The 25284-nt window shown below is 42.1% G+C and carries 24 protein-coding genes; 5 read left to right on the forward strand and 19 right to left on the reverse strand.

From position 1 onward, the window contains the following. Positions 1-715: 715 nt before the first annotated feature. From P0078_RS19760 to P0078_RS19790, 7 genes are all read right to left on the reverse strand, one after another. A complete protein-coding gene (locus P0078_RS19760) occupies positions 716-1132 on the reverse strand; it encodes a DUF4279 domain-containing protein (RefSeq protein WP_282931607.1) in 417 nt (138 codons plus the stop codon). Positions 1133-1846: 714 nt separating this feature from the next. Continuing rightward, entirely contained in the window at positions 1847-2227 is a 381-nt protein-coding gene (locus P0078_RS19765; protein WP_282931608.1) for a VOC family protein, read from the reverse strand. Between the two features lie 232 nt (positions 2228-2459). Then, positions 2460-2810 (reverse strand): SMI1/KNR4 family protein, encoded by a 351-nt coding sequence (locus P0078_RS19770; RefSeq protein ID WP_282931609.1) that lies wholly within the window; start codon positions 2808-2810, stop codon positions 2460-2462. Positions 2811-3671: 861 nt separating this feature from the next. Beyond that, positions 3672-4352 carry a DUF6629 family protein gene (locus tag P0078_RS19775; protein WP_282931610.1) on the reverse strand — a complete coding sequence of 227 codons (681 nt, stop codon included), beginning with the start codon at positions 4350-4352 and terminating at the stop codon, positions 3672-3674. A 766-nt stretch (positions 4353-5118) separates the two neighbouring features. After that, positions 5119-5625, reverse strand: a complete 507-nt coding sequence (locus P0078_RS19780; protein ID WP_282931611.1) for a GNAT family N-acetyltransferase — start codon at positions 5623-5625, stop codon at positions 5119-5121. Between the two features lie 729 nt (positions 5626-6354). Beyond that, on the reverse strand, positions 6355-6657 hold the full coding sequence (locus tag P0078_RS19785) for a hypothetical protein (RefSeq protein ID WP_282931612.1): 303 nt from the start codon (positions 6655-6657) through the stop codon (positions 6355-6357). A gap of 354 nt (positions 6658-7011) precedes the next feature. After that, positions 7012-8082 (reverse strand): IS4 family transposase, encoded by a 1071-nt coding sequence (locus P0078_RS19790; RefSeq protein ID WP_282931613.1) that lies wholly within the window; start codon positions 8080-8082, stop codon positions 7012-7014. Between P0078_RS19790 and P0078_RS19795 the strand changes: the two genes are divergently transcribed. Then, entirely contained in the window at positions 8041-8625 is a 585-nt protein-coding gene (locus P0078_RS19795; RefSeq protein ID WP_282931614.1) for an IS630 family transposase, read from the forward strand. The genes P0078_RS19790 and P0078_RS19795 overlap by 42 nt on opposite strands. Then, the gene (locus P0078_RS19800; RefSeq protein WP_282931615.1) at positions 8541-9065 is read left to right on the forward strand and encodes an IS630 family transposase; all 525 of its coding nucleotides are present in this window, start codon (positions 8541-8543) and stop codon (positions 9063-9065) included. Before P0078_RS19795 ends, P0078_RS19800 begins: the two co-directional genes overlap by 85 nt. Here P0078_RS19800 and P0078_RS19805 read toward each other — a convergent pair. From P0078_RS19805 to P0078_RS19830, 6 genes are all read right to left on the reverse strand, one after another. Further along, positions 9062-9451 (reverse strand): IS4/Tn5 family transposase DNA-binding protein, encoded by a 390-nt coding sequence (locus P0078_RS19805; RefSeq protein ID WP_502867284.1) that lies wholly within the window; start codon positions 9449-9451, stop codon positions 9062-9064. The two genes, P0078_RS19800 and P0078_RS19805, sit on opposite strands and share 4 nt — an antisense overlap. 589 nt (positions 9452-10040) lie before the next feature. Then, positions 10041-10370 (reverse strand): hypothetical protein, encoded by a 330-nt coding sequence (locus P0078_RS19810; protein ID WP_282931617.1) that lies wholly within the window; start codon positions 10368-10370, stop codon positions 10041-10043. 628 nt (positions 10371-10998) lie between these two features. Continuing rightward, positions 10999-11229, reverse strand: coding sequence for a hypothetical protein (locus tag P0078_RS19815; protein ID WP_282931618.1), 231 nt, complete (start codon positions 11227-11229; stop codon positions 10999-11001). A 391-nt stretch (positions 11230-11620) separates the two neighbouring features. Then, positions 11621-12403: a nuclease-related domain-containing protein gene (locus P0078_RS19820; RefSeq protein WP_282931619.1), complete on the reverse strand. Its 783-nt coding sequence runs from the start codon at positions 12401-12403 to the stop codon at positions 11621-11623. An 830-nt stretch (positions 12404-13233) separates the two neighbouring features. Beyond that, entirely contained in the window at positions 13234-13572 is a 339-nt protein-coding gene (locus P0078_RS19825; protein WP_282931620.1) for a hypothetical protein, read from the reverse strand. Between the two features lie 389 nt (positions 13573-13961). Beyond that, positions 13962-14327 carry a hypothetical protein gene (locus tag P0078_RS19830; RefSeq protein ID WP_282931621.1) on the reverse strand — a complete coding sequence of 122 codons (366 nt, stop codon included), beginning with the start codon at positions 14325-14327 and terminating at the stop codon, positions 13962-13964. Positions 14328-14941: 614 nt separating this feature from the next. Here P0078_RS19830 and P0078_RS19835 point away from each other — a divergent pair. Continuing rightward, positions 14942-15253, forward strand: a complete 312-nt coding sequence (locus P0078_RS19835) for a hypothetical protein (protein ID WP_282931622.1) — start codon at positions 14942-14944, stop codon at positions 15251-15253. Between the two features lie 541 nt (positions 15254-15794). Beyond that, positions 15795-16733, forward strand: a complete 939-nt coding sequence (gene rho / locus P0078_RS19840) for a transcription termination factor Rho (RefSeq protein WP_282931623.1) — start codon at positions 15795-15797, stop codon at positions 16731-16733. A gap of 741 nt (positions 16734-17474) precedes the next feature. Here the strand turns inward: rho and P0078_RS19845 are convergent. From P0078_RS19845 to P0078_RS19870, 6 genes are all read right to left on the reverse strand, one after another. Then, on the reverse strand, positions 17475-18332 hold the full coding sequence (locus P0078_RS19845) for a PA4780 family RIO1-like protein kinase (protein ID WP_282931624.1): 858 nt from the start codon (positions 18330-18332) through the stop codon (positions 17475-17477). A gap of 539 nt (positions 18333-18871) precedes the next feature. Further along, positions 18872-19441 carry a hypothetical protein gene (locus P0078_RS19850; protein ID WP_282931625.1) on the reverse strand — a complete coding sequence of 190 codons (570 nt, stop codon included), beginning with the start codon at positions 19439-19441 and terminating at the stop codon, positions 18872-18874. Positions 19442-20254: 813 nt separating this feature from the next. Next, positions 20255-20869: a hypothetical protein gene (locus P0078_RS19855; RefSeq protein ID WP_282931626.1), complete on the reverse strand. Its 615-nt coding sequence runs from the start codon at positions 20867-20869 to the stop codon at positions 20255-20257. A gap of 814 nt (positions 20870-21683) precedes the next feature. Beyond that, positions 21684-22046, reverse strand: a complete 363-nt coding sequence (locus tag P0078_RS19860; protein WP_282931627.1) for a hypothetical protein — start codon at positions 22044-22046, stop codon at positions 21684-21686. Between the two features lie 109 nt (positions 22047-22155). After that, a complete protein-coding gene (locus P0078_RS19865) occupies positions 22156-22641 on the reverse strand; it encodes a hypothetical protein (RefSeq protein WP_282931628.1) in 486 nt (161 codons plus the stop codon). Between the two features lie 558 nt (positions 22642-23199). Further along, complete coding sequence (locus P0078_RS19870; protein ID WP_282931629.1) at positions 23200-23592, reverse strand: hypothetical protein; 393 nt, start codon at positions 23590-23592, stop codon at positions 23200-23202. A gap of 383 nt (positions 23593-23975) precedes the next feature. Here P0078_RS19870 and P0078_RS19875 point away from each other — a divergent pair, with 383 nt between their 5' ends. After that, on the forward strand, positions 23976-24767 hold the full coding sequence (locus P0078_RS19875; protein WP_282931630.1) for a transposase: 792 nt from the start codon (positions 23976-23978) through the stop codon (positions 24765-24767). Positions 24768-25284 lie beyond the last annotated feature (517 nt).

The following is a 25284-nucleotide window of genomic DNA, read 5'->3' on the forward strand; positions in this document are numbered from 1 at the left end:
TAAGAGATACACCCCTTAACAATCGGCCGAGAGCTGCGACAGAATATAGGCATGCGATGATATCTAAGCATATAAGCTCTCGGAGCTAAGACGCCAGAAAGCATATAACGCGTAAAAAGTAACCGATGCTGTGTAGCAACCAATAGATATCCAAACTCGGAAAGAATTAAGTCTCAGCAGACTGTAAGCTATTTAAAAAATATATGGGTGTATCACTCCATGATGATACGATCTACAAAATAATTTATTTAGATCAGGCAAATGGTGGAGGCTTATACAAGCACTTTAGGAATGCATCAAAGCCCCGCAGTAAGCGCTACAGTAAGTATGATTGACGCGGAAAGATTAAAAATAGAGTGAGCAAAGATAAAATCATAAAAATTACTATTCGATAATGGTCTTGAATTCGCTGATCATGAAACGATCGTAAAAGGTTTAGAGGCTGATATTTTTTACACATCTATATTCATCCTGCGAGAGTGACTAATTTAAATGGTAACGGCCACATTCGAAAGTATTTCCCAGGGGATACCGACCGTAATAAAATAATAGACGAGCAAATTCAATTTTTAATGGATTGGCTGAATAGTAGACCAAGAGCGAGTCGAGGTGGAAAGTCACCGAATGAGTTTTTCATGGGGCTGTAAAATGATCTGCTTGCAGTGTAAAAGGGTTGCGCTTAATGCTTGAAGCTAGGGGAGATGTGCACCTGCTTTTAAATGTACACGTCGTATTCAATATTAAGGCCGTATTTTACTAACTTTTCCATCTGTTCTGTATCTAATTTTGGCCCACCGTGCCCACTTTTGGAACGCCAGTAGCAGCTGATATATACGTTATCAACCAACTTGGTGACTTGGTTTAAAGGGCTTTCTTTTCCGTCTATTAGCCTGAATAGCCAGTGAAGGTGTGCTCGAGAATCTAGTGAATCAACTTTACCCTCACTTGTTAGAAACCAACCGTTTAAAATTGCAGGTCTTTTACGGCCATTTACAGTTTTTCCCTTGTAGATTTTATCTGATGCTTTAATACCAAGTATTTCTGTTACCACGTCAGGTGATATTTCTCCGCAGTATATTCTTAGAGTTATATAAGTTTCGTCGCATGTTGGATAATCGTCTACAAATTTCATAATCAACTTAGTAGCTTAGCTTATGCTCTGGGGTAGTTGGGCTTAAATGGTTGTGTGAGAAGGTAGGCAAAACTAGATTTCTCTTACAAAGTATTGTTACTCATATTTGTGGAATATAGTTTTTCCGAGAAGATATACAGGAATGACATAGAAATAGCCTATAATAATTGAACATAGCATAAAGAATATCGTTACTGCGATTGCTTCAAAAGCCATGTCTATATACGGCCCATTCTTATAAATAGTTGCTCCAAATGAGAAGGTAAGACAAATGCTGCCCGTGAAAAATGAGAACTTCAACGGTGCTCTAAGCATATACCTCTCAATTTCGTTACTGGTTTTATTTCTTGTTGAATAGAGAAAGTAGACTGCAAAAAGAAGAAAAAATGGTGCTCCAAGTAATGTATACATCGCAATGGAAATAGACCAATAACTGTCAACCAATAAGAATAAAAAAGGGGCAGTCAGAGGCGCTAGTGTACAAATTCTATAAAAGTTACATTTTTTCATTCGGAAAATGCCAAGAGCACTTGTAGCAGAATCAATGCTACGTAGAGGTTTTGATATGCTTTTTTAGAAGAGGGTATCTGCCAATGCGTTAACAATAGGCATGGTATGTAAATACACCGGCACACATAAAGCTCCTATGAAAATGTACATACTGCGAGCGGTCTTCCGAGGTGACACCAGCTCATAGGGTGAAAAACACAATTGTTATACAATTCTCTCTACTCTCCAAGGCGGATCTAGACGATTCTTACCGGCCCAATATAGTTTGATTTTGTTGCCGGAAGGGTCGTGAATTATTGCTTCTCTCCAGAGGTACTGCATATCCATTGGTTCTTGATCGAATTCGAAACCCTTTTCTTTTAGATCAGATACTAGCTTGTCAAGTTGATTGCTTTCGAAGTATATGACACAACCATTTATGTATTTTCCTTCTTCAAGTGATAGGGAAAAGCTAGCTTCCCCGTCAGGGTACTCAAATCGCGAATAATGAGGCGTGTCTACTATTTGTAAGAACCCCATACGTCTATAAAAATCTGTCGCTACTTCCATATTTGATACGGGTAAAGTTACCTGATTTAATTTCATTATTCTATCCTTAAGTTTATATAAAATTTAACGAATGGGCTGTAATGCAAAGGCGAAGCTGAGAAATGGAAGTCCAGCCAGAACTTCTCTCAAGACTGAGCTAGATCGATAAATGGGATGAATACTAAGAAAAACGATAGAACGTTCTTCATGGTATGTTTGTGCATAACGTCCACAGGATGGACGAAGAGTATAGCCATGAGTCCAGTCCATAGGGCATGCATAGCTACATTTACTGAGTGTCTCGCATGTATTCACTGAATGACCTCCACTTTACTGCAGGCTCCAAATTACCTTCGTAGTAGTGCCACACTGCTGGGTTTTCGTTTCCATCACATACAAAATACATGAATTGATAACCTTGATGCATCAGAAATACAAAGCTTTTTTGCGGTAGTTTAAAATTAGAATTATCTTCTTCTAATAACTCCTGAGCCCATACTTGTAATTCAGATAATCTAGGAAAATCTACGTCGGTTCCGATGAGGCTTTTAACTTTATGGCCTCCGTGCTTGTACCATTCAACGTACTTCCTTGGAAGCACAATATCATACTTCTTTTCCAGATTCCTGAGAGTACCCATATCCAACACACCTGACGAGGTTTTAGAGAAGTTTACCCCATATTTTAATCGTATTTCGAAGTGAAAAATAGCACACTCATCAGTGAAAACTAAACCAGGATTCACTTGGAATCATCATTTATGATAAAGATTTGATCATTTCTGAGGAGGCAAAGATACACATTGGTCTTTTGCTACTTGAACACCATGAGAAGCGGCCGTATTGTTGCAGCAGAGCTATGGTCTGAAGGCCCAATCCATGTAGAGGATGATGTTGCTTTTCGGTACCAAGACTGATTCTCTAATTGTATCTTATAATTGTCCTATTTATAGTGAGTAAGCTGAACCAATTGCCCTTAATATCCACCCAACTTATATCTTGGTATGGGCAAAGTATTGCTTCTACAGAGTGACGCGCATTTTGGTTGCCCGGCGGAGGCCACTTGTGGCCGGAGCGTAGTTAAGAATTTTGTTCCGTATACTCTCTACGCATCTAATAAATACAGGTACTATCTCTGTTTGAAAAAATTATATAAGAATTTACTTTTCCGAAGGGTTAAGTCGCAAAGTCCCCATCTTCATTGTGTCGCTTCTTCTAAATAATCATATATGTCGCTGTATATAGTAGTATCTAATTGAAATGACATTTTCGATTTTTGACTCATGATATAATTGGCTCCCGATTAACTTGCCATATTCACCTAGCTTCGCATGAAGCTGCAAAGAAGACTCTTGATCTGTGAATCTGATACATATGTTTATAAAGGGGAATTCTTGGGAAGCACAAAGGGCATTAAGTTTCCTTGATTCTTAATCTATGGCAGGCGCAAAATAGTTAATATCACCCCTATCTTTATAATCAAATTAATTTTCCTCTCAGAGTTATGAGACTTGTTTTCTTGTCTTTGATTTGTGATTGTTTATTATTAGAAAATAAATCCATAAAGTCGATATCGCAGCAAAGAAACACCAAGTTGATACCCATGTTTCCTTCTGAGTGAAGAAGGTGATAAGTCCGAATAGCATGACAAGCGCCCAAAACTTTCTAAATAGACAGTCGCTGGACAATAAGAATAAAACACCGAGTGAGGCATAAATAATATCTCGTGCTATAACGGATAATAAGCCGCCACCGGATACTTTATAGCAAAGGCTATGTCCACATACATCTGTTTGTATTAGGTGCCTTGGTCCTGTTTCTAGTAGAACTGGTATCCAGAGATATAAGCCGAAAACAAAGCCTATAATTATCAATGCGATAAAAAAAACTCTTTTCCATGTTTTTGTTTCTAGGCTATAGGCTACGATTGGTATCCAGGTAAGCCAAAAAAAGAAGGCAAAAAATAAAAACAAAATGGAAGATAATGCTGTCAATGTGAATAAATTCTCATTGTGCCCAATCCATACAACGCCTTCAGTCGCTTGTTGCAGGGCAAAAAGGATAGGAGTGATCGCGAGTAATAAATAAGTTTTATCATTTTTTATCGCATGTGCTGTACATAAAGCTCCGCCGACAAGAAGCAGTGTTGCTGATCCGAATGAAGCTGTGGCTGAAAAACACATTGTGATTTTCTCTATATATAAAATATCGTGATTTTAGCCAGAGTCTTATAACTTAATGCACTGTATAACAATAGCCATAATCTAAATAATCAGTTGAATCTCGCTGATCTGGACTAAGTGTTTGATTTAGTCTTTGATGACTATTTTAGCTCAATACTGCCAATTTACCTTATGAGTGAAGCCGAAAATATCCATAAAGATAGATCTAGTTTGTCTGTGATGTAGGTAAAGCCTATCCCGAATGGTAATAACAGGCCAGTGTGGCACCGCTGGGCCAATCGCTGCTTTCTATTCAGCTATCATTGTTGGCCATTGTTGTTGCTATAGACTGAGGATTGACCGTTATGTGTTGGAGTAATAATTCTCTCACGAAGTTATCAGTACTCTCTGGTCATCTATATCACGCGTATCAAGTGGTATTCAGCAATGATCTAGTGATAACGGAGTTGTTGGGAGTGACCAAGGGGGTTAACAGTGGCTGAGCTTATCTCGTCAAAATTGGCCGAAAAATGAGTTAAAGAATGATTGCAATAAAATTTATTGGAGAGGTATCGCTCTCTATTAATGAATCTTAAGGTTTCAGACCTGGACGTCGTGAATAAATTCAATTGCGGTAAATAAGAGTCAGCGATCAAAGGTTATAAATTCATTAAAATTGCATGCTTTTATCATGTTATAGATAGCGAGTCGCCCGTTGCTGACTTCTAGCACGGATAGTATTAGTGTTGGCGTGAAGCCGATAGCTAGAAACTACCGGCTAACCTAATTAGAGCGAATTTTCTAATGACAAAGCGACCTTTTGAATACCATGAGGTGGAGTCCATCGTTTAAATTCAACAAAACCATATTTTTCATATAAATTAATTGCGGGATCATTTTTAGTTGCTGTTTCTACAATTGCTTCTGAAAATTCAATTTCATCTAGAATGTAGCTCAGCAATTTGCCTGCTATTCCTTTTCTAAAATGATTTGGATCAACAGTTAAGCTGTTAATTTCTAACCGCTTACCTTCTATAGTAATTTCAATAATTGCGGCTAGACACTTCTTGTCAATAAATCCGTAAAATAATGATTTAGAATTTTTTATATCTTGAGCGCTGCGAGATAGTGGCGGAAAGTCAGTAACGCCTATTAGTTGAGCTTCAACCTTATAGGAGCGTTGAAATATTATGAAAACCTGGTTTGCTATTTCTTCATTTAAAATATCAAGATTTATTATCATACTGATCATAGTCTCTGAATTTGTGGGGGCTCTAATGCTCACCGCAGCCACATTTATTTCTGGTGCTTGGTACGCCCAGCATAGGCATGCTTTAATAGGGTGAACATCTCTTGTAGGGTGATTATGGGCTCCATTAAATGCGATCTACTGACGAATCGCAACTGCAAAGCCGTTTACTCTTGAGGGAGTGAGGCGGTTAGCAAAAACTGATGAGCAGAAACATCAAATCAGGCTTGGGCTGAAGGTAAGGTGCCCTGTGATACGGAAGGCATATGAACCATGGATAAGGGGTAAATTATATAGTTATATAGTGAAAGTTCATGCCCGTGTCTAAGCTAATCTGTTTAGCTTGCCAACTCATAATTAGGCCCAACTCGTTAGTTGCTATCGCGGGGATTGAAAAAGTGATGGTACATTAGTGATCGTTGGGTGGGGGTTTATTAGGACTACGGAGTCACGTATTACAGACCTGTACGATGGATGGTGTGGGGGTAGAAACTACTGGCTGCTCGATTTAGCTGTTTGCTTCTCGATCTCAGCCAAGTACAGTCTGGTTTGTAGCTATTCTTTTGTGATTTAAAAGAACAATCAGAAAGTGCCTTGCCAGAAACTAAACAGAGCAGTGTTAAAGTCAGTATTTTTTCATGGTTACACTTATGTCACTATAAAGGATTGGAACTGCTACGACTGCTTTGTGCTATTAGGCTCAAAATGAGCGTTGCAGCGGAGGTCCAGCCAGTTTGCTGACGATTTCTGATAGCTTTGCTATACACGTTTAAATTACTCGTATTCACATATGCTTGATTGATAATTAAAACGACCACCATCATCGAGGCATGAGTCTATATCTGTATTTTTAGATACCCAATCCGTAACTAGCATTACTGAGATTAGTATTACTACCCAAGCAATAAGCCCCAAAACAATACAGAAAGCATCATCTATATTTACTTTCTTAAAGGGGCGGCAAATTAGATATCCTAGACCTTTTATTAACACTTCAATAATGACTTCGAATAATACCCACCCAAGAAACCTAAATATTGCTCCGAAAATACCTACCCCAATTTCTTCAATCAGCATTTTTATCCCTTATTGCATAACGCCTTTCTTACAGGCGAGCCGCGCAGTGGCGGTTTCGGCGCAGCTCTGCTGTACGATTGTACGGTAACTTGGCACGCCCGGTATGGGTGTGGACTAATGAGCTGAAAGTCCCCTGTAGGAAGATCACCATTTAATGAGTCCCATTAAATGCTAACTACTAGCGAATGGCAACTGAAACAGCACAAGGTCTTATGGAGAGGAGGCCGTTAGCAAAACTATATGGGGATGTATAGAAATATCCTTTAAGGCTTAGCCTGGAGTCGAGGTGGCCAAGGACACCGAAGCCGCGTGATCTAGCGGGTAGGGTAATGATGCAGCTGTGTTTTATACACATCATTTAAGCCCATTTAAAGCCTCTGCTGCTTCAATATAATGGAGCAGTTTGGTATATCCCTGCCAAACAGTTTTAACCCCTGGTTCGCCATCACCTTTACGTCCTAGAAATCCCCCTAGGCCTGCCAACATACGCGTTATATCTCTCATGCTTGGAGGTATATTCGGTGGGCAACTTTTATCTCGCATCATCCATACCATGCGCCATTCTTTTTCAGAGTAAGCACTCGTACATGGTTCATCAGGAAGACTTCTTGCTTGTGTAGTTATCGAATGTAGTCGCCATCCAATAATCATATAGATCGCAATACAATTCAACATTCGCTGCTCTGTTCTAAAACGATTACTTTCTATCTGGCATCCGCCTTTTACTACCCGAAAATAGGTTTCAATTTCCCACCGGCTTCGATACCACTCAATGATAACTCTCGCCTGCTTAAAGTCTTCAACTGGAAGATCAGTTAACAGCATCCACTCAATGCCTTTTTCACCCTCTGGTGGGTTTAATTCTTTGGCCAATACAGCATAGAGAGAAAGTGGTCGTTTAGATTTTCCTTTCCCAAGTAGCCGTATCTCAGTAGTGGATACACTGACTTTGGCTTTTCTTCCAGGTTCTCCATTCCGTTTGGGAATGTCTACCGTGTATAGACCAACAGATTTCTGCTCATTCATATGATCCCAAAGCAAAACCGTTTCTTCTCCATCGAGCTCTAAAGTGCGATTGGCCTTAGCTCGAACGATATAGCTCGCCCGCCGCTGTTCACTTTGATCTTCAGCCCGTTGAAACCACTCATGAATATCACCTTCTCTATCAGCAATACTCACAATTGTGCTTTCAGGGCAGAGCTCCTGTATCTGACAAGCCGCTTCGTAATGGTCTAGCCAGCGTCGACTCTCCTTATCCTTTATCGACTTGGTATAGCGAGAATTAGAGCTTGATTCCTTGTCTCTCTGCCACATACTACCCTCAACAACACCCAAGTTACTAGCGGGGCAGAAATAATCAGTACACCTGGTAATATAAACTGCATGAAATACGATGCCAGAAAACTTAGTACTGAGGAGCAGCACCTCATACGTAAAATTGCTGTTCAGCGAGTATTTGATGGAGAATCTGCGGCGGACGTTAGTCGTAGCTTAGGGCTGGGGAGCAGAACTATTTTCCCATGGTTAAGGACTGCTCGGGAGAAAGGTATTGAAGCGCTATCTCCAAAAATTAGACCTGGACGCGGTAGAAAACTGTCAGCTATTGAAGAAGAGGAAGTCAAACGATGGATTATTGGTGGCGATCCAAGGCAATATGGCTTTGATTTCGGATTGTGGACACGTCAGATCGTATCGGATTTGATTTTTGAGAGATTCAAAATTGAACTTAGCGTTTCTAGTGTCGGCACACTTCTACATCGACTGGGCCTGACGCCACAAAAGCCTCTACGAAGAGCTTACGAGAGAGATGAGAAGGCGGTGAATAAATGGGTAAAGGAAGTCTATCCAAAGATTAAATCTTATGCGAAAAAACTGGTGCAGAAATGTTTTGGCTGGACGAGGCTAGTATCAGATCAGACGATCCACTCCAAAGGACATGGGGAGAAAAAGGAAAAACTCCAGTGGTAAAAACGAGTGGTCAAAGACAGTCAATCAATGCGATCTCAGCTTTATCGAATAGAGGTGGCTTCTGGTATCATATTTATAGTGGAAAGTTCACGGCAGAAAAGTGCGTAGAATGCTTCAAAAATTTCCAGAGAAGTCAGAAAAGACCAGTGATTCTCATTGTTGATGGGCACCCAGTACACAAATCGAAAAAGGTATTGGAGTATGTCGATTCACAGGATGGAAAGCTTGAAATGGTGTTCTTACCGCCATATGCACCAGACCTAAATCCAGATGAGCTGGTCTGGAATCATATGAGAAATATAGGGACTTCAAAGAGGCCGCTGAAAAAAGGTGAGACACTACTGAGTCGTGCAAATGCAGATTTGCAGAGCATCAAGAAAAATAGAAAACTTGTGAAATCATTTTTTCAAGAGTCGACTGTATTCTTTGCTGCTGCCTAGGTAGTAACTCTTGATGGCGTTATAGCGATTGAGGTGTGCAAAAGTTGCTGATTGGTCTCTTTCCGTCGAAGAGTTCCCATCTCTTTACTTTCTAGGTTAGTGGCAAAATTTAAAAAGGTAGTATCTTGAGGAATAAGAACAACGGGCTGCGCTTTGATTCTCTCAAGAGTTGCTGATTTATGGCCGCTCATAATAGAGTCAAAGTTGACTTTATCATTTTCGATAAAGCGATAAGCCGCAAACGTTTCTGCCCAAGTTTTGTTTGCGCAGGGGATACTATTCTTTGGGTCGGAACTTAAATTACTGAGAATATTAGACAGGCGCTTATTCAAGCGTGTATCACCCATAACCTGATTTTTTATTTCGTCCATGACCCAGTCCTGCATAATTATCCAGCCAAATCTATAGTTCTTACTGGGTTAAACTGTAACTTATTGATTTATAAAATAAAACTGAAAAAACTTATGTATAAAACTTAGTGATGCAGTTATGTAGTAAATTTTCACGATCATACCTCGGGAGATCTGTTTAACTTGCTGCAATGAAGCTGTCAGGATGGCCACTGGCTCATAAATGAAATGGACTCAGGCCTATAGTTGCTATTGATAATTTCCCATTGTTTAGTTAACTATTTTAGCTAGCGCAAGGCTATCAAAAAGTGTATTGATATTGACTGCTGGACCCGGCACGACTAAATATGAGCTATTGAAAATAGCTGGCAAGGAGTGAGAACAAAAGTTCGAAATATATTATGGAAGGGCAATAATTGAATTGCTAGCAATTATCTGTAGTTCACCCGGTGAAAATTATTGAAGAAGGGAAAGATCTGATAGCATACATATTGCACTAAATACTGAGTTTGATATCTGATCGCTGGGGGAATTTATTTGGGGTGAAAACCTTCTATTGTAGACTCGTACGCAGGGCTGTATGGGGCCGATAGCGGGAAGCTACCGGCTACTTGGTTTGTGTGAACTACCCAATAAATACAGACGATATATTTATGTAGTTTCCCTGGCAGTCATAGTAACTTATTTGTACTGGCTTACCTGCCATGTAAGCAGAAAGAAGGAATGATAACCTCCCTTCATAATTATCAGTATCTTTCAGCATTACAAAAGTATTGTTATCGGGGCAATCCAAATTGCTTATACTGGGATCATTTCTAAATCCACTTAATTTTACAAATACACCATTTGTAGCAGCTTTCAGGCTCTGAATCTCATAAGTTTCAGTAAATACAGCATTACCTGAAAGTGGAAATAAAAGAGCAGTGATTGCCAGGCAGTTCTTAAAAAGGGACATACTTTTTCCTTTACTATATTAACGATTGTATAACAAGGTTGTAGAAAACAGCTCTTGACGAACCTTTTATTCTTGGAGATTCTCTGGGTGCAAACATTAGATGAAGTTAAACTATATCACCAAATTTCGACCAATAGAATAGCTCTATTTGTTTCCTGGCTTACTATCAAGCCTCTGGTTTACTTGAAATATGGCTTCCATGTGTATAATTATTAAGAATGTCCCAAGTATAATATTTAATGCCGGATATTGTATCAGCCCAGTCTCTAATTACCTTAATAGTTTTTACTATATTGCTAATGCTGATAATCTTTAGATCAATACTGGCTTCCCTCGTCAGTACGCACGATAGCGTTCGTGGGTTTTTTGCATCGCCATAGAGCCATTAGAAGGGCTTCACAGGCTAATATAAACGTCATGGCTTTCGATGTTGATCAATCAATAACGGGTCGATTTTATGGGTTAATCAATATAACCAACCCTCTTCAACACCTAGGCAAGTGATACTCCCGATCCATTTTTGATTTGGCTCCTAAGTATTGAAATTCTGTTCGAGCAGATTATGGAGCATAAAGCCCTAGTATTATACAGGCGTCATACTTTTATCGGCTTAACATACAAAAACCAACTACCGCTCACTAGCTGGCTTTTGCTTATCGATCAGCATTTGTTGATACTTTTGAAGTGCAACTGCTTCTTTTTTTGTTATGCTGGCTGAAAAGTATGCAGTAGAGATAATTGATAGAACCCCAAGTGCAACCCTATAGATTCTTCTAGAGTTATTAACTTCAAAAACAAGCCATAAAAAAATACTTATAAATGGAACCACTAAAAAAGTAATAGATATAAAAATAGCCAAGGTGAGCACCAATTAAAATACAATACTTGCAGCAACGGTCGCAATGTAGCAGCGAAGGGGCGATGTTAGCTGCTCTTGGTTCGCCCAGCATGGGCGTGAGCCAAAGGGGTGAAAGCCCTCTATAGGGGGATCACCGTTTAATAGGCTCCATTAAATGCTAACTGCTAGCGAATGGCAAATGCAACATCGAGAGGTCTTGTGGGGAGGAGGCTGTCAGCAAAAAATTGTGAGCTGACAAATAGAAACATCTTATAAGGCTTATTTTGGAGGTGAAGTGGCTAGGGGCACTGGAGCACTGTGACCCAATGGGTAGATATTTATTACGGATAGGGATCGTTCATTGCAGACTGACACGTTGATTGGTGTGGGGTCAGTAGCTAGAAGTAACCGGCTACCTGATTGAGGTGCAAATTGCACGACACTTTGGGAATTGACTGCAACCCCAAAACTCGTTGCCTGCATTGCCCCCTTTTTTTGATGCTCGTTGAACCATTGCACTACCGCATTTAGGGCAGCTTTTCTCTGACTCTTTATTGGCTACAATTTGTTTTACATGCTGCACATGATCTCTGTTGGTTTTGAGAGTTCGCTTGAGCCGTCCTGACTCAATTCTTTGAATCAATTCTTCTTTCTCCGTGGGAGAGATTATAAGTTCATTTATAGATTTGATGTAACGGATTAGGCCTCTAGCATTGGTGACATTTTGGGGTATCTCTGTTTTAAATTCACTGTCGCCAACAAAAACAATGACTGAAAAAATATGTGAATCTGAAATTCCAAGGCACGCTGCTAACGTTTTTACATGCTTATAATTTTGATGTAGTGGATTTTGGAATTTGTTGGTGTGGTTGAATATTTTTTGTGTCCATTGTTTCTGTTTTTCAGTACCAAAAATCCATCCTTTCATGTTCTTTGTTTCAATGACAAAAATTCCTCTTTCTGAAACTAGAATATGATCAATTTGTGTGGTGCCATTTTCTGTGGGTAGAGTAACATTTTTGATGAGATGATAGCTGCTTTTATCAAGCTTGATCCTTATTGCAAGGTTCACTATTGCCTCTCCAATAACGCCCTTAAACCAAGGAGATTTGAAGATTCCAGCGAAAATTAGCAGTGGTATGAAGTACCAGAATGTTGATATGACGTTCATTATTATTGGTGTGGGATCTATCATGTTGACTCGATAATGGTTTTCACCTAACGCCACTAACACGGTCTGCAATGTAGCTGCGAAAAAGTGAAATGAAGGTCCATCCAGCTTTATTGGCGGCCATATTTGGCCTTGGTACGCCCAGCATGGACGTGGACTAATGGGGTGAAAGTCCCCTATAGGGAGATCACCGTTTAATAGGCTCCATTAAATGCTAACTACTAGCGAATGGCAACTGCAATATCGAGAGGTCTTGTGGAGAGGAAGCCGCTAGAAAAACTGCGAGCCAACAAATAGAAACGTCATATAAGGTTTTGCCTAGAGGTGAGGCGGCCAAGGATATCGAAGCCATGTGATCTACCAGCTAGGGTAAATGAATCAGTTGTGCAGTGAAAGTTTACATCCTTATTTGGGGTACATCTGTTTAGCTTGCTGTTGCGAAACTGTCAGTGGGGCCGCTGACTTGTAAGTAGGCCAAATCCGCTAGCCATCATTGTGGGGATAGAAAAAAGGTGTAGCGAAGTAGCGTCTAGGTCAGTAATTATCAAGGTGATTAAATGGAAGTCAGCCGACAGCATAGTAGCCTATCACCAAGCTTAATATCTTGGGCATAGCGAAAGCCTGAATCCAAACTCTATGCGTAAAAAGATAGGGCTAATCTAGCGACATATTATCCAGTTGGATAAAGTTGAGGTGGTGCATTACTATGCCACTCAACTCAAATGAAGAGCTGTTCGACACTATCTTTGGGTAGAGAGATTCATTACGGATAGTGAATAGCTCTTTCTGGCTCCGTAGGATGACTGGTATGACGCCGGTAACTAAAATGAATGACCTATATAGTTTTTATTCATTTAGCGTGGAGGCGTACTACAAACCACGATAGTTTCAAGTAAATAATCTTTACCGATGTCAAGATTATAAATTTGGGTTCTCTCACCGCAATGATTATAGTCACCCGATCGATCACCAGGTGAACAGGCAAGGAGTTTTGATTTGCTGTCGTTCAAATACCAGATGACATTCTTTGGTGGTTCTAGATCTATTCTCTCAAAAAACGGATTTATCGCCTTGGAAGCTCTTTCCAACTTGATCCACTCTTCATTATCAGGTAACTGACATTCATAATTATAATCAATATTTGCACAGCCGGCTTGGAGAGCCAACAATAAAAGACAAACATATTTTTTCATAGTGCATAACGCTCGTAGAACGAACAAAATTGAAGCACAGCGCAAACTTTGTCGGTGTACCTACGTTTGGTGCGCCCAGAATGGATGTAGACTAATGGGGTGAAGGTCCGCTGTAGGAAAATCACCATTTAATAAGGTCCCATTAAATGCTAACTACTGGCGAATGGCAACTGCATCATCGATAGGTCTTGTCGAAAGGAAGCCACCAGCAAAATACTGTGAGCTGACGAGCAGATATCTCCTATAAGATTTAGCTCAGAGGTAAGATGACTGGGGCATCGAAGCCATGTGATCCAATGGATAGATATTCATTACGGGTAGGAAACTGCCCATTGCGGACCCGCCTGATGGATGGTGTGGGGCTGGTATCTAGAAACTATCGACCCGGTTTATGAAATTTCCTCTGGATTAAAAATAAGACGAATTTTACTAATGCGGCCTACTTTAAAATGAAACGTTTGAACTATTAATGTACTTCTACAATTTTTAGTGAATTTATATATGTAACATATTGAATTCGGATTGCGAAACTCTTCTACCATTTCATACGATACATTAACTGGAGGCGAAGCTTTCAAAGATTCTATATATTCTTTGGCCGACTTACATTTAAACAATGGCCCTTCAAAATCAAGCTTTTCATCTAGTATTAAGTCTAATGAATCAAAGTCCTTCGTTTCAAAGAATATGTCCATATATTTTCGGGCAAGCTCTATTTCGTTCATATCGATTTCACATAACGTTTGCTCAGCCACCACAGAGATGGCCCCGGCTTGTGCTAGCTTACAAGTCTGTTTCTGAACACCTATCAAAGGTAGAGCTTAAGGCGTCACTGCCATTGACACAATACGGAAACCAACAATACCCCATCACCCGCCTCGCCGCTCACAGATCTCGCTTGGTGCGACTCCAAACTATCACAGTGTCTCCTGCTGTGTACCCAGAGCATTCCTTTGTGGAAGAGGGGAGGGATTATGAGCACCGGCGCCAGTGGATTGAGACTGTAATGTAAAAGCTGGCTATTATCTTTGCGCTGGATATCGCCGCCTATGCGGTAATAAGTAATCACTATCATATGGTGCTTTATATCGATGCTAAAACGGCCAATAGTTGGTCTGATACTGAGGCTATTCTCCGCTAGCAGGAATTATTTAAATCCTCTAATTTAGCTCAGCGAGTCATTCAGGGCACCGTACTTGACAGCAGTGAAGAGAGCAAACTTAAAGAGCTGAGCGAGCTATGGCGAGAGCGATTATTGGATATCAGCTGGTTTACACGCTGCCTAAACGAGTCTATTGTCCGCCACGCCAACACAGAATATCACTGTACTGACTGCTTCAAGGGGTGGCGCTTCTAGTCTCAGGCGTTATTGGGTGAAAGAACCTTAGCCGCCTGCATACCTTATATCGATCTCATTCCTATCCGTGCCGATATTGCGAAAACCGCAGAGGGCTCCGATCACATATCCATTCAACTGCGTATTCGCACTGAGCCCCCAGGTGAGCAGCCCAAGGACTTACTCACATTTGTGGGCTGTGAACACCTCAATATTCCGAAAGGGTTGCCCTTTCAGCTGGATCGCGTTGCCATTTCTCAAAAAATGCCCTCTATCCTCGAACGGTTTAGCATCTCAGCAAAACACGGTCTCTATCTCAATCAGAACTTTGAAAGCCGCTATTAAAGCCTTGCGGGATCAGCAGAGGCTGTACGGTAAACCTGTAATTAGCTCAATAAACGCTGGGTGCATAGCATAGGTGACTGCCAACGTTTCCTGGTGGTAACACCTCACTAATTCCCTCACAGACTTTCGATGCTACTTCTTCCGATTTGGCCAAAATCGTGTAATTTTCAAACCGAAAGCATATTTTTTCAGCACTTTACTTTGTCCGAAGCATACCCGGAGAAATGGCCGTTAAGGTGGAAAGCCTGTACTATTTCGGATGTCATCTTTCAGTCTGTGGGTGTCCTAGTGTGCACTCTCAATCAGAAGCGAATATTCGTTTTTTTCAACCTTCTGATTGGTGTTTCAATGATTACGGCTGACGTTAAGTAGTGTTTTTGGTTTCTAATAGGAGTATTTGTCTGCCTTGGTTCCGAAAGGTAATCGTATAGCCGTAAATTCTGGCTATAGTATCCAGTTTCGGGGAGTACTAATCTTTTGTCCAACCATCGACAATCATTAATAATCTCCCCGGTCTCGATTGATTTATAAAGAGCATGTTATGTCCAGAAAAATATTATCCTTAAAGGTAAAGAGAAATACGGAGCCTAAGAAGGCTGATAAAAAGCAAGAGGATACTTCTGATCCAAAGAAACGGTTCTTAAATGGAGTAGCTATTAACCCATCTGAGCCTATTCGCCTTGAGTCAGGTTCTCAGCAACTTACGGTAAGGGCGATGGATTTGATTACGCCAATTGGTAAGGGGCAACGAGGCTTGATTGTGGCTCCACCGGGCTGTGGCAAAACCACTATCCTGAAACATATCTGCCAAGCAGTGGGGAAGGCTTACCCCGAAATAAAGCTGTACGCTTTACTTATTGATGAAAGGCCAGAGGAGGTTACTGACTTTAAGCGAAGTGTACCGGCCGAAGTTTATGCGTCCTCTTCTGATCATAGCTATGAAGAGCATGTGAGAGTAGCTAATGAACTCCATGATAGGGCCTGTAAGGAAGCCGGTGAAGGCCTGGATGTAATGATCGTGGTTGACTCGTTGACAAGGCTTTCACGGGTACACAATGCGCAGCGGAGTGGTAGGGGACGTACGATGTCTGGCGGGATAGATGCAAGGGCTATGGAGATACCCAGAAAGCTCTTTGGCGCTGCTAGGAAGATTGAAGGTGGTGGCTCACTTACGATTCTGGCAACGATACTCGTGGATACTGGAAGCCGAATGGACCAGGTGATATTTGAGGAGTTTAAGGGCACGGGAAATATGGAGGTAGTATTGTCAAAGGAAGTTGCGAGACAGCGAATTTTCCCTGCCTTGGATATTGCTAAAAGCAGTACTCGCCGAGAGGAAATCCTGTTCAACTCGAAAGATATTGCAACGATAAGAGCTTTACGAAGAACGCTTGCCAGCCTAAAGCCTGTAGATGGCACTAAAAAACTTATTGAACTCCTTGAAAAGTACCCGACTAATGCGGAGTTACTTGACCATTAACTTTTAGTTAAGTTTAAGGGGAATATTTAGTCGCTTAGCATTTTTGGAGTTAGTTGCTTAGCGACCGAGTCCTTATTAGGACAGCTGTTATTCAGTTAAGGGCTTTACACCTCAATCCTCTGGTGTGTTTTTACAGGATACCGCCCAATGAGGAGCTTAGTGGAAAAGTGGCCTTAATATGCCGAAAGGGTTGCCCTTTCAGCTGGATCACTATTTGGCGTTAGTAGACAATGGTTGGCATTTAGCCCCCCAAAAGCGAGGTGCCATTTCTCAAAAGGCGCCCCCTATCTTGAGCGGCTGGACATCTCAGCAAAACACTGGCTCTATCTCAGCTAGAACTTTGAAAGCCGCTTTAAAGGTTTGGTGGGATCAGTTGAGAGGGTAAAGCAAGCTTGTATCCAACTCGATAAACGCTGGGTACACGGAATAGGGATTGCCGGCGTTTCCTCTCAGCCACACCATGCTAACCTACTCCCACCCCAAATACTCTATAACACGATTACCATTATTTTATCCAAAATAGCATTTCCAAAAATCTGCATATCAATTCTCAGAACTTAATCTATCTTACCTATAAATCAAAGGGTAAGAGCCCCCAGAAAGAGAGCTTGCTCTACAGTTCACAACATCCTCCAGCCTTTGGGTGTCCTAATGTGTGTGTGCACTAATTTGCGTAATAGGGCAATAAACAATACCCGTAGCAACCAATAAGGTTACTATACCGGGTGCTTTCACCTAAATTTATGTATCTTCTGAAGATTCACGTATGCGCTCTTTTCGTTCCAGTTCCTCTTGCATCACCGCTTTGATTTCTTCTAGCACGGCGTCGACATCGGCGCTGTCATCGTCATCATCAAACTTGCCGCTGAGCGTTGAGCTAGTCGTTAAGTTACCCTCTTCAAACAGTGCCCACATTTCCTTGGCGTATTGAGTCTGTAATAAAGAGGGGGCAAATCTGCCATAATAACGACGCATATTGTCGACGTCGCGAGTGAACATTTCTTGTGCACTGTTATTGGCAGCGGCATTAACAGCTTGGGGTAAATCGATAATCACAGGGCCGGAATCATCCACTAGGACGTTAAATTCGGATAAATCACCATGTACAATTCCCTCGTGAAGCATGAGCATGATGTAATGAATCATTAATGCATGATCTTGAATTGCTTGCTCTTCTGACATTGTCACATCGCCAAGCCGTGGTGCGACATTGCCTGCTTCGTCAGTGATTAACTCCATCAATAATACACCGTCAACACAACCAAAAGTCTTGGGAACTCGTACATGAGCGCGTGCTAAACGGGATAAAGCATCAACTTCGGCATTTTGCCAAATCTCTTCCTGCTGTTGGCGGCCATAATTTGACCGTTTTTGCATGGCACGTGCTTGACGACCACTGCGAACTTTACGCCCTTCTTGGTACTGTGCGGCCTTTTTAAAACTACGCTTAGTTGCGTCTTTATAGACTTTGGCGCAACGAATTTGGTCACGACAACGGACAATAAATATATCGGCTTCTTTACCGCTCATTAGGCGGCTGATAACTTCATCGATTAAGCCATCATCGATGAGAGGCTGTAGACGTTTGGGAGTTTTCACTAGATACCAGCTTCGAGTGTTCGGCAATTAATCATATATGCTATTGACATATTTCCATGTGTATTTGAGGCAAGAAATCTAATCCTGCTTATGGATAAAGAGCGATTATGGGGCCCTATAATGCCCGCGTAAAGGATGGGAGCAATAAGAATCGCACTTGACATGTTATGAACAATGCGGTGAAAGCCCCCAGTAGGAAGATCACCGTTTAATGACCTCTAACTGCCAGCGAATAGCTATACCATAAGGTTTTGTGGGGAGGAAGCCGCGAGTAAAACTATGAGTTAGCGAACAGAAACATCCTATATGGCTTAGTCTGGAGGCCAAGGGTGCCGAAGCCACGTGATCTAATGGGTAGGGTTAATGATGTAGCTGATTTGTGAAATTTTATACTCTTACCTTGGGAAATCTGTGTAATTTGTTTCAGTTATTCTGTCGGCGTGGCTACTGGCTGTTAAGTAGGTCCAACCGGTTAGCATTCATGACCCGCATGATGGGTGGTGTGGTGGCCGGTAGTTAGAAACTACCGGCCACCCGATTTATATTTCTTCTTGTTGAGGAACAAAAGCCTCTTTACTGCCAACGAGAACCACAATAAGAAGTATTATATCGATGACAATGCTAGAGATTGAGCCAGGTATTTGAGCCATCAAGAACCCACTATTTGACTGCGAGCTAATTACTGCTTGAATAATGGCCCAAATAACAGACGCAGCGATAGCTATATAGAAAAGTTTTATCGCGAAATCTTTAGTCATCATTAGAAATATTCCAGATATAAGATACAGACCTGCTACGACCATAGATACTATACCAAAAACAATTGACCAAGATTCATACCACTCTGGGACCTTAAACTGTTCTTGCATAGACTCCATCATTTGAGAAAACTCAATTCGTTTGGGTTCACCTTCCTCTTCAATTTCTAGCATCAATTGGGGCATATCCTTTCCATCAGGAGTCTTCCCTTTACTGAATTCAGCCATCATTTCTTTCTGCATTTCGAGCATCGAGGGCATGGCTATTTCCTGAGCGCCACCAAGAACCCCAAATATCCCGAAGATAATTGCCAACACTCCAACTATTGTCGCCCATGTAGGTCTTTTCATTTCCTACTCCATAGTTCAGTAAAAATATAACGCCTTTGTAATGGGCAGCTTTGTAGCAAAGCCACGTTTAAAGCTGTCCAGCCCGAAGGGCGATCGTTGACAAACTTGGTACGCCCAGCATGGGCGTGAACTAATGGGGTGAAAGTCCCCTGTATGAAGATCACCGTTTAATGAGCTCCATTAAATGCTAACTACTAGCGAATGGCAACTGCAACACCGTGAGGTCTTGTGGGGAGGAAGTCGCTAGCAAAACTAGGAGCTGACGAACAGAAACATCCTGTAAGGCTTAGCCTGGAGGCGAGGTGCCCAAGGACACCGAAGCCATGTGATCTGACGGGTAGAGTAAATGGTGCAGTTGTGTAGTGAAAGTTCATGTTCTTATCTGGGGAGATCGGTTTAGCTTCCTGCTGTGAGGCTGTCAGCGTGGCCGCTGACTCATAAGTAGGCCCAGCCCGCTAGCCACCATCGCGGGGGTAAAAAAAGTGGTGGAACACAGCAGCGCTTTGCTCAGTAATGAGTAGGGTGATTAAACAGAATTCAGCAGACGGCATAGTAGCCAAATGCCAAGATTAATACCTTGGACAGGGTGAAGGCCTGAGCCTAAATCCACGAGTTGAAAGACAGGGCTAGCCTACTGATATGTTTCCAGTCGGTTAAAGTTGATGTAGCGCACTGCCATGACACTCAACTCAAATGAAGATCTGCTCGACACTATCGTTGGGTTGAGATTTATTACGGATAGGAGCCGCCCATTGCGGACCCGCGCGATGGGTGGTGTGGGGTCCTGTAATTAGAAACTACCGACTACCCGATTTAAGCATTAGTTTTTAGGGCCTCTTTGGTTGTGTCCACAGCTTGCTGTAGATCCTTGGAGTAACTTTTTAGTTTCTTTAAATCACCTTTGATAAGAGCTTCTTTAACTTCCGTTACCAAGTTTTTTGTGTTTTCAGTAGTATCCACAATTATGCCTGAAATCCTTGAGGCATCATTTAATCCCCATTCTTTGGCTTTATCTCCAACCAGGGGAAGACCTTCAATAATAGGGCATGCAACCTCTAAAGTATTATGTATTTTACTCAGGTTTTTAAAGCTGTACGCTTGAATAACAGATGTCAATTCTGTGACCTGTAAAGAAACATCTTGTACGGCATCAATCAGAGGCTTATTTTCATTGATTTCAGCAAGTGCTTTTCGTGCTCCTTGGAAATGGGTATACACGAAAAATAAAAAGCACCCGATAGTCAATATCGCTCCAACAACAAATAACTCAGACGGTAAAGTTAGTCCAGGTATGTTAGCCAATACCATAGATAAAATGCCAGCAAACCCAAAGGCTAATGCGAACCCCCCAGTCTTATATAGTTTATCCATTCCCTTAGAAAGACTATCTGATATGCGAACTACATCCTGCGTTGCTATTTGGTTCATATAGACATACCTATTGTTTGGTGGAGAGATTGATGCATAACGCACCTCTGTCAAAACCATAGGGAAGTGAAGGTTTTGGCGTCGAGTGCCTTAACTTGATACGCCCAGCATGGACGTGAACTAATGGGGTGAAAGTCCCCTGTAGGAGGATCACCATTTAATGGATTCCATTAAATGCTAACTACTAGCGAATGGCAACTGCAATACCGCGAGGTCTTGTGGGGAGGAAGTCGCTAGCAAAACTACTAGCTGACGGACAGAAACATCCTATAAGGCTTAGCCTGAAAGTGAGGCGGCCAAGGACACCGAAGCCGGGTGATCTAACGGGTAAAGTAAATGATGCAGTTGTGTAGTGAAAGTTCACGTTCTTATCTGGGGAGATCTGTTTAGCTTGCTGCTGTGAAACTGTCAGCGTGGCCGCTGACTCATAAGTAGGTCCAACCCACTAGCCACCATCGAAGGGTAGACAAGAGTGGTGGAACACAGCGGTGCCTCGGCCAGTAATGGCCAAGGTGATTGAATAGAAGTCAGCAGACGGCATAGTAGCCAAATGCCAAGATTAATACCTTGGACAGGGTGAAGGCCTGAATCCAAAATCCACGAGTTAAAAGACAGGGATAGCCTGCGGATATGTTTCCAGTCCGATAAAGTTGAGGTATCGCACTGCCATGACACTCAGCTCAAATGAAGAGCTGCTCGACGCAATCGTTGAATAGAGATTCATTACGGATAGGGAACCACCCATTGCGGACCCGCACGATGGGTGGTGTGGGGGCCGGTAGCTAGAAACTACCGTCTACCTGATTTATGAGCCTCACTGCTCGTAGACCTGAATAGTAATCGCACGTCTGTCGCCACGCACTCTGAGGATTGTCAAAAGACCATATTGTTTGAAGTACATGATTTTTTCCCATTCTGGAAAGCTACTACTGCCCGGAAGACTAGATTTAGGCTGAAGCTTCCAGGAGCCACCCTCCTCAACGATTTTCATAAATGAAGCATGATCATGCTCTGACATCTCTATATAGAAAATTTCGTTATAGTCTCCGAAATACTTTGCAATATCAGAAGCCTTCTCCTGCGCGACAATTACGAAATCCTCTTTAGGCTTGAAGCCGATAGCTTCATTGACTATTAACGAAAGATCATATTGCTTCGTACAACTGACAACTGACAACTAAAAATAGAAAAAAAACAAATGTGGCCCGAGTCTTCATCGTTCATAACGCCCGCATTTACGGCTGGTTTGGAGCACAGCGGAAAACTAGTCCGACAACATGTGCTAGCTAGGCCTTGACAGCATGATAAAAGACTCCCAGCCCCTCGGGATCATAAAACTCCCAGCTAGCATTTTCATACCTAACGAATACCTCATTGGCCTGTAGAGCACCCCACCAACTATTCAATGCTTCGAAAAAGATCGATGTAGTAAAATCACTGCAAAGATCGTTTGGAAAATACGATATTTCAACAGCTATTTTTTCACCTTCAGACCAATCGAGAAACAGATGAACCTGGCTTACAAAGCTATCTCTAGATTTCAGCTGTCCATGAATACAACCTTCTTCACGTTGTGTGATGTAAGACACTACACTTTCCGAAGACATTTCAACTACTTCACCGTCTTGATCTAGGAGCTCGCCATCGCTGAATTCCTCGAGAAATAGTTCAATGAACTTTCCGACACAAGCCAAAGTGGTTGGAGTAAACGTAATATCCCTAGTACTACCATCACTGTCGGTTAAATATTCAAGTACTTCAGCTTCATTCATATGAGAGCCTAACACCTTTAGCAACGGCCGAAATGTAGCGGCAAAGCCGCGTAATGTAGGTCCAGCCACGCAGTGGAGATGTTGCCTAAATTTATTAGGTGACGCCTTACTGTCACTATCTATCCTTAATTGCACATTGGGTAAAGGGAGATAAGCTATTACACACAATTTCGACTTTATGAACTGGCCCACTGTCTACAAGTGCATATGTCTTGTCCTGCGCGATAATAACCCATGAGTCGTTGCTAAGGGCGCAAACAGACCAGGGAAAGAAGCTGTGCGCCATAATGACTGACATAAAATTAAATTTCTCAATAGGCGCTAAGTGAAACGCACCAAGCTTGTCAGTTTTACCATCGGAGCTCCTACCTTCACATTGCTCGACTCCAATCCCGGCTACAACGCGTACGGGCAGGTTTTTCTTAGGTGATCCTGATTCACTAATAACACCTGATATTTCAGGAGTAAGATTACTGTAATGCGGGATTGGGACACACCCAGTCAAACCAAGAAGCAATAGTAATGTTAAAACTCGCACTCTAGTCACCTAACTTTTATTTAACTAAGTTGGTCATAGAACAATTCTTTGTCTTTCCAAGGATCCTGATAGGCATCTAGAATATGCTCAATAACTGGAATAGCTCTAAAGTCAGGGATACTCTGTGCCTCTCTTAACTGTTTTTCTAAATGAGCTTTGTACCTCTTTAGCCTAAGGTGATACATGCAAACCTGCGCCAGCTCCCAGGTACACTCTTTGAAAATATCGAAATCCTCGATAAATGTCTCTTCAAAATCCTCTTTGACAGTATCTTTGAGTTTATAGAGCTCCAGTATCTGTTCACAGAAAGGGACTAAGTCTGGATTTCCCAAAGATTCTGGTGCAGCAAAAACGACTTCAGACTTTCTGAAGATTTCTCTTAGCTTTGACCTAATACCTGAATCCATATTCACAGTTAACGCCTTTAGCACCGGCAGCCTGCGCGAAGCGCGTTGTTAGGCAGTCCAGCCACGAAGTGGCGAGGGTGCCTAAATTTGGTACGCCCAGCATGGGCGTGAAACAATGGGGTAAACGAGGCCGTTTCTGGACACCCATCAAAGGAAGAGCTTAAGGCGTCACAGCTATTGACACAATACTGAAAGCACAATAAAAATACTGGATATTAAAACAGTTAAATCCATACCCGATGACTCAGCCTCGCCGCTCACAGATCTCACTTGATGCGACTCCGTACTATCACTGCGTCTCCCGCTGTGTACGCAGGGCGTTCCTTTGTGGAAGAGATGATCAATTGGGGAGGGATTATGAACACCGGCGCCAGTGGATTGAGACTGGGATGCAAAAGCTAGCTGCTATCTTTGCGCTGGATATCGCTGCTTATGCGGTAATGAGTAATCACTACCATGTGGTGCTCTATATTGATGCTAAAACGGCCAGAACTTGGTCTGATACTGAGGTCATTTTCCGCTGGCAGGAATTATTTAAAGCTTCTAATTTGGCTCAGCACTTCATTCAGGGCACTGCACTGGATTGCAGTGAAAAGAACAAGCTTAAGGAGCTGATCGAGCTGTGGCGAGAGCGATTAATGGATATCAGTTGGTTTATGCGCTGCATAAACGAATCTATTGTTCGCCAAGCCAATGCAGAAGATCGCTGTACTAGCCGCTTCTGGGAGGGCGGTTTCAAGTCTCAGGGGCTATTGGATGAAAGAGCCTTGGCTGCCTGCATGGCCTATGTTGATCTCAATCCTATCCGTGCCGATATTGCAAAAAAACCGGAGGACTCGGATCACACGTCCATTCAACAGCGTGTTCGCGCTGTGATCTCAGGTGAGCAGCCTAAAGAGCTGCTACCGTTTGTGGGCGGCGAGCGCCTTAATATGCCGAAAGGGTTGCCCTTTCAATTGGATCACTATTTGGCGTTAGTAAACTGGAGTGGCCGGCATTTAGGCCCCAAAAAGCGCGGTGCCATTTCTCAAAAGACGGCCCCTATCCTTGAGTGGCTGGGCATCTCGGCAAAACACTGGCTCTATCTTAATCGGAACTTTGAAAGCCGCTTTAAAGGATTGGTGGGATCAGCAGAGGTTGTACGGCAAGCCTGTATTCAGCTCAATAAACGCTGGGCATAGGGCATAGGGCATAGGGTATAGGCGACTGCCAACGTTTCCTATCTGCAATGCCCCACTAACTCCCTCCCAACCTTTCGATGCTATTCCTTTCGGGTTGGCTAAAATCACGTAATCTTTAAACCTCAAGCATAATTTATAAAATTTCATCTTGCCCTACACCAGGCCAGGAGAAATGGCAGTCAAGGTGGAAGGCCTGTACTATTTCCGGTGTTATCTTTCAATCTGTAGGTGTCCTAGTGTTTAACACTACATTGCAGCGGCACGTTCCAGCTGGCGCCAACCCCCTTATCATATGGAATGCTTGATCATTTAGCTTATTCTTCTCTTTTTGTCACTAACTCACTTGTAAATAATTACTGCATTTATCATAAGTGAAATTAAAGTATAAAGCTTATTGAAAATGATATCGTAGTAGTCCATTCAATCATGGTATGTTCCCGTAGGTTTTAATTATCTCGTGAATAACTCCTCAATACCTGCACAGCTTTGCCGCATCCGATGACGTAGGCGCGAAATT

Origin of the sequence: Microbulbifer sp. VAAF005 (assembly GCF_030012985.1) — a bacterium.
Classification (GTDB): domain Bacteria; phylum Pseudomonadota; class Gammaproteobacteria; order Pseudomonadales; family Cellvibrionaceae; genus Microbulbifer.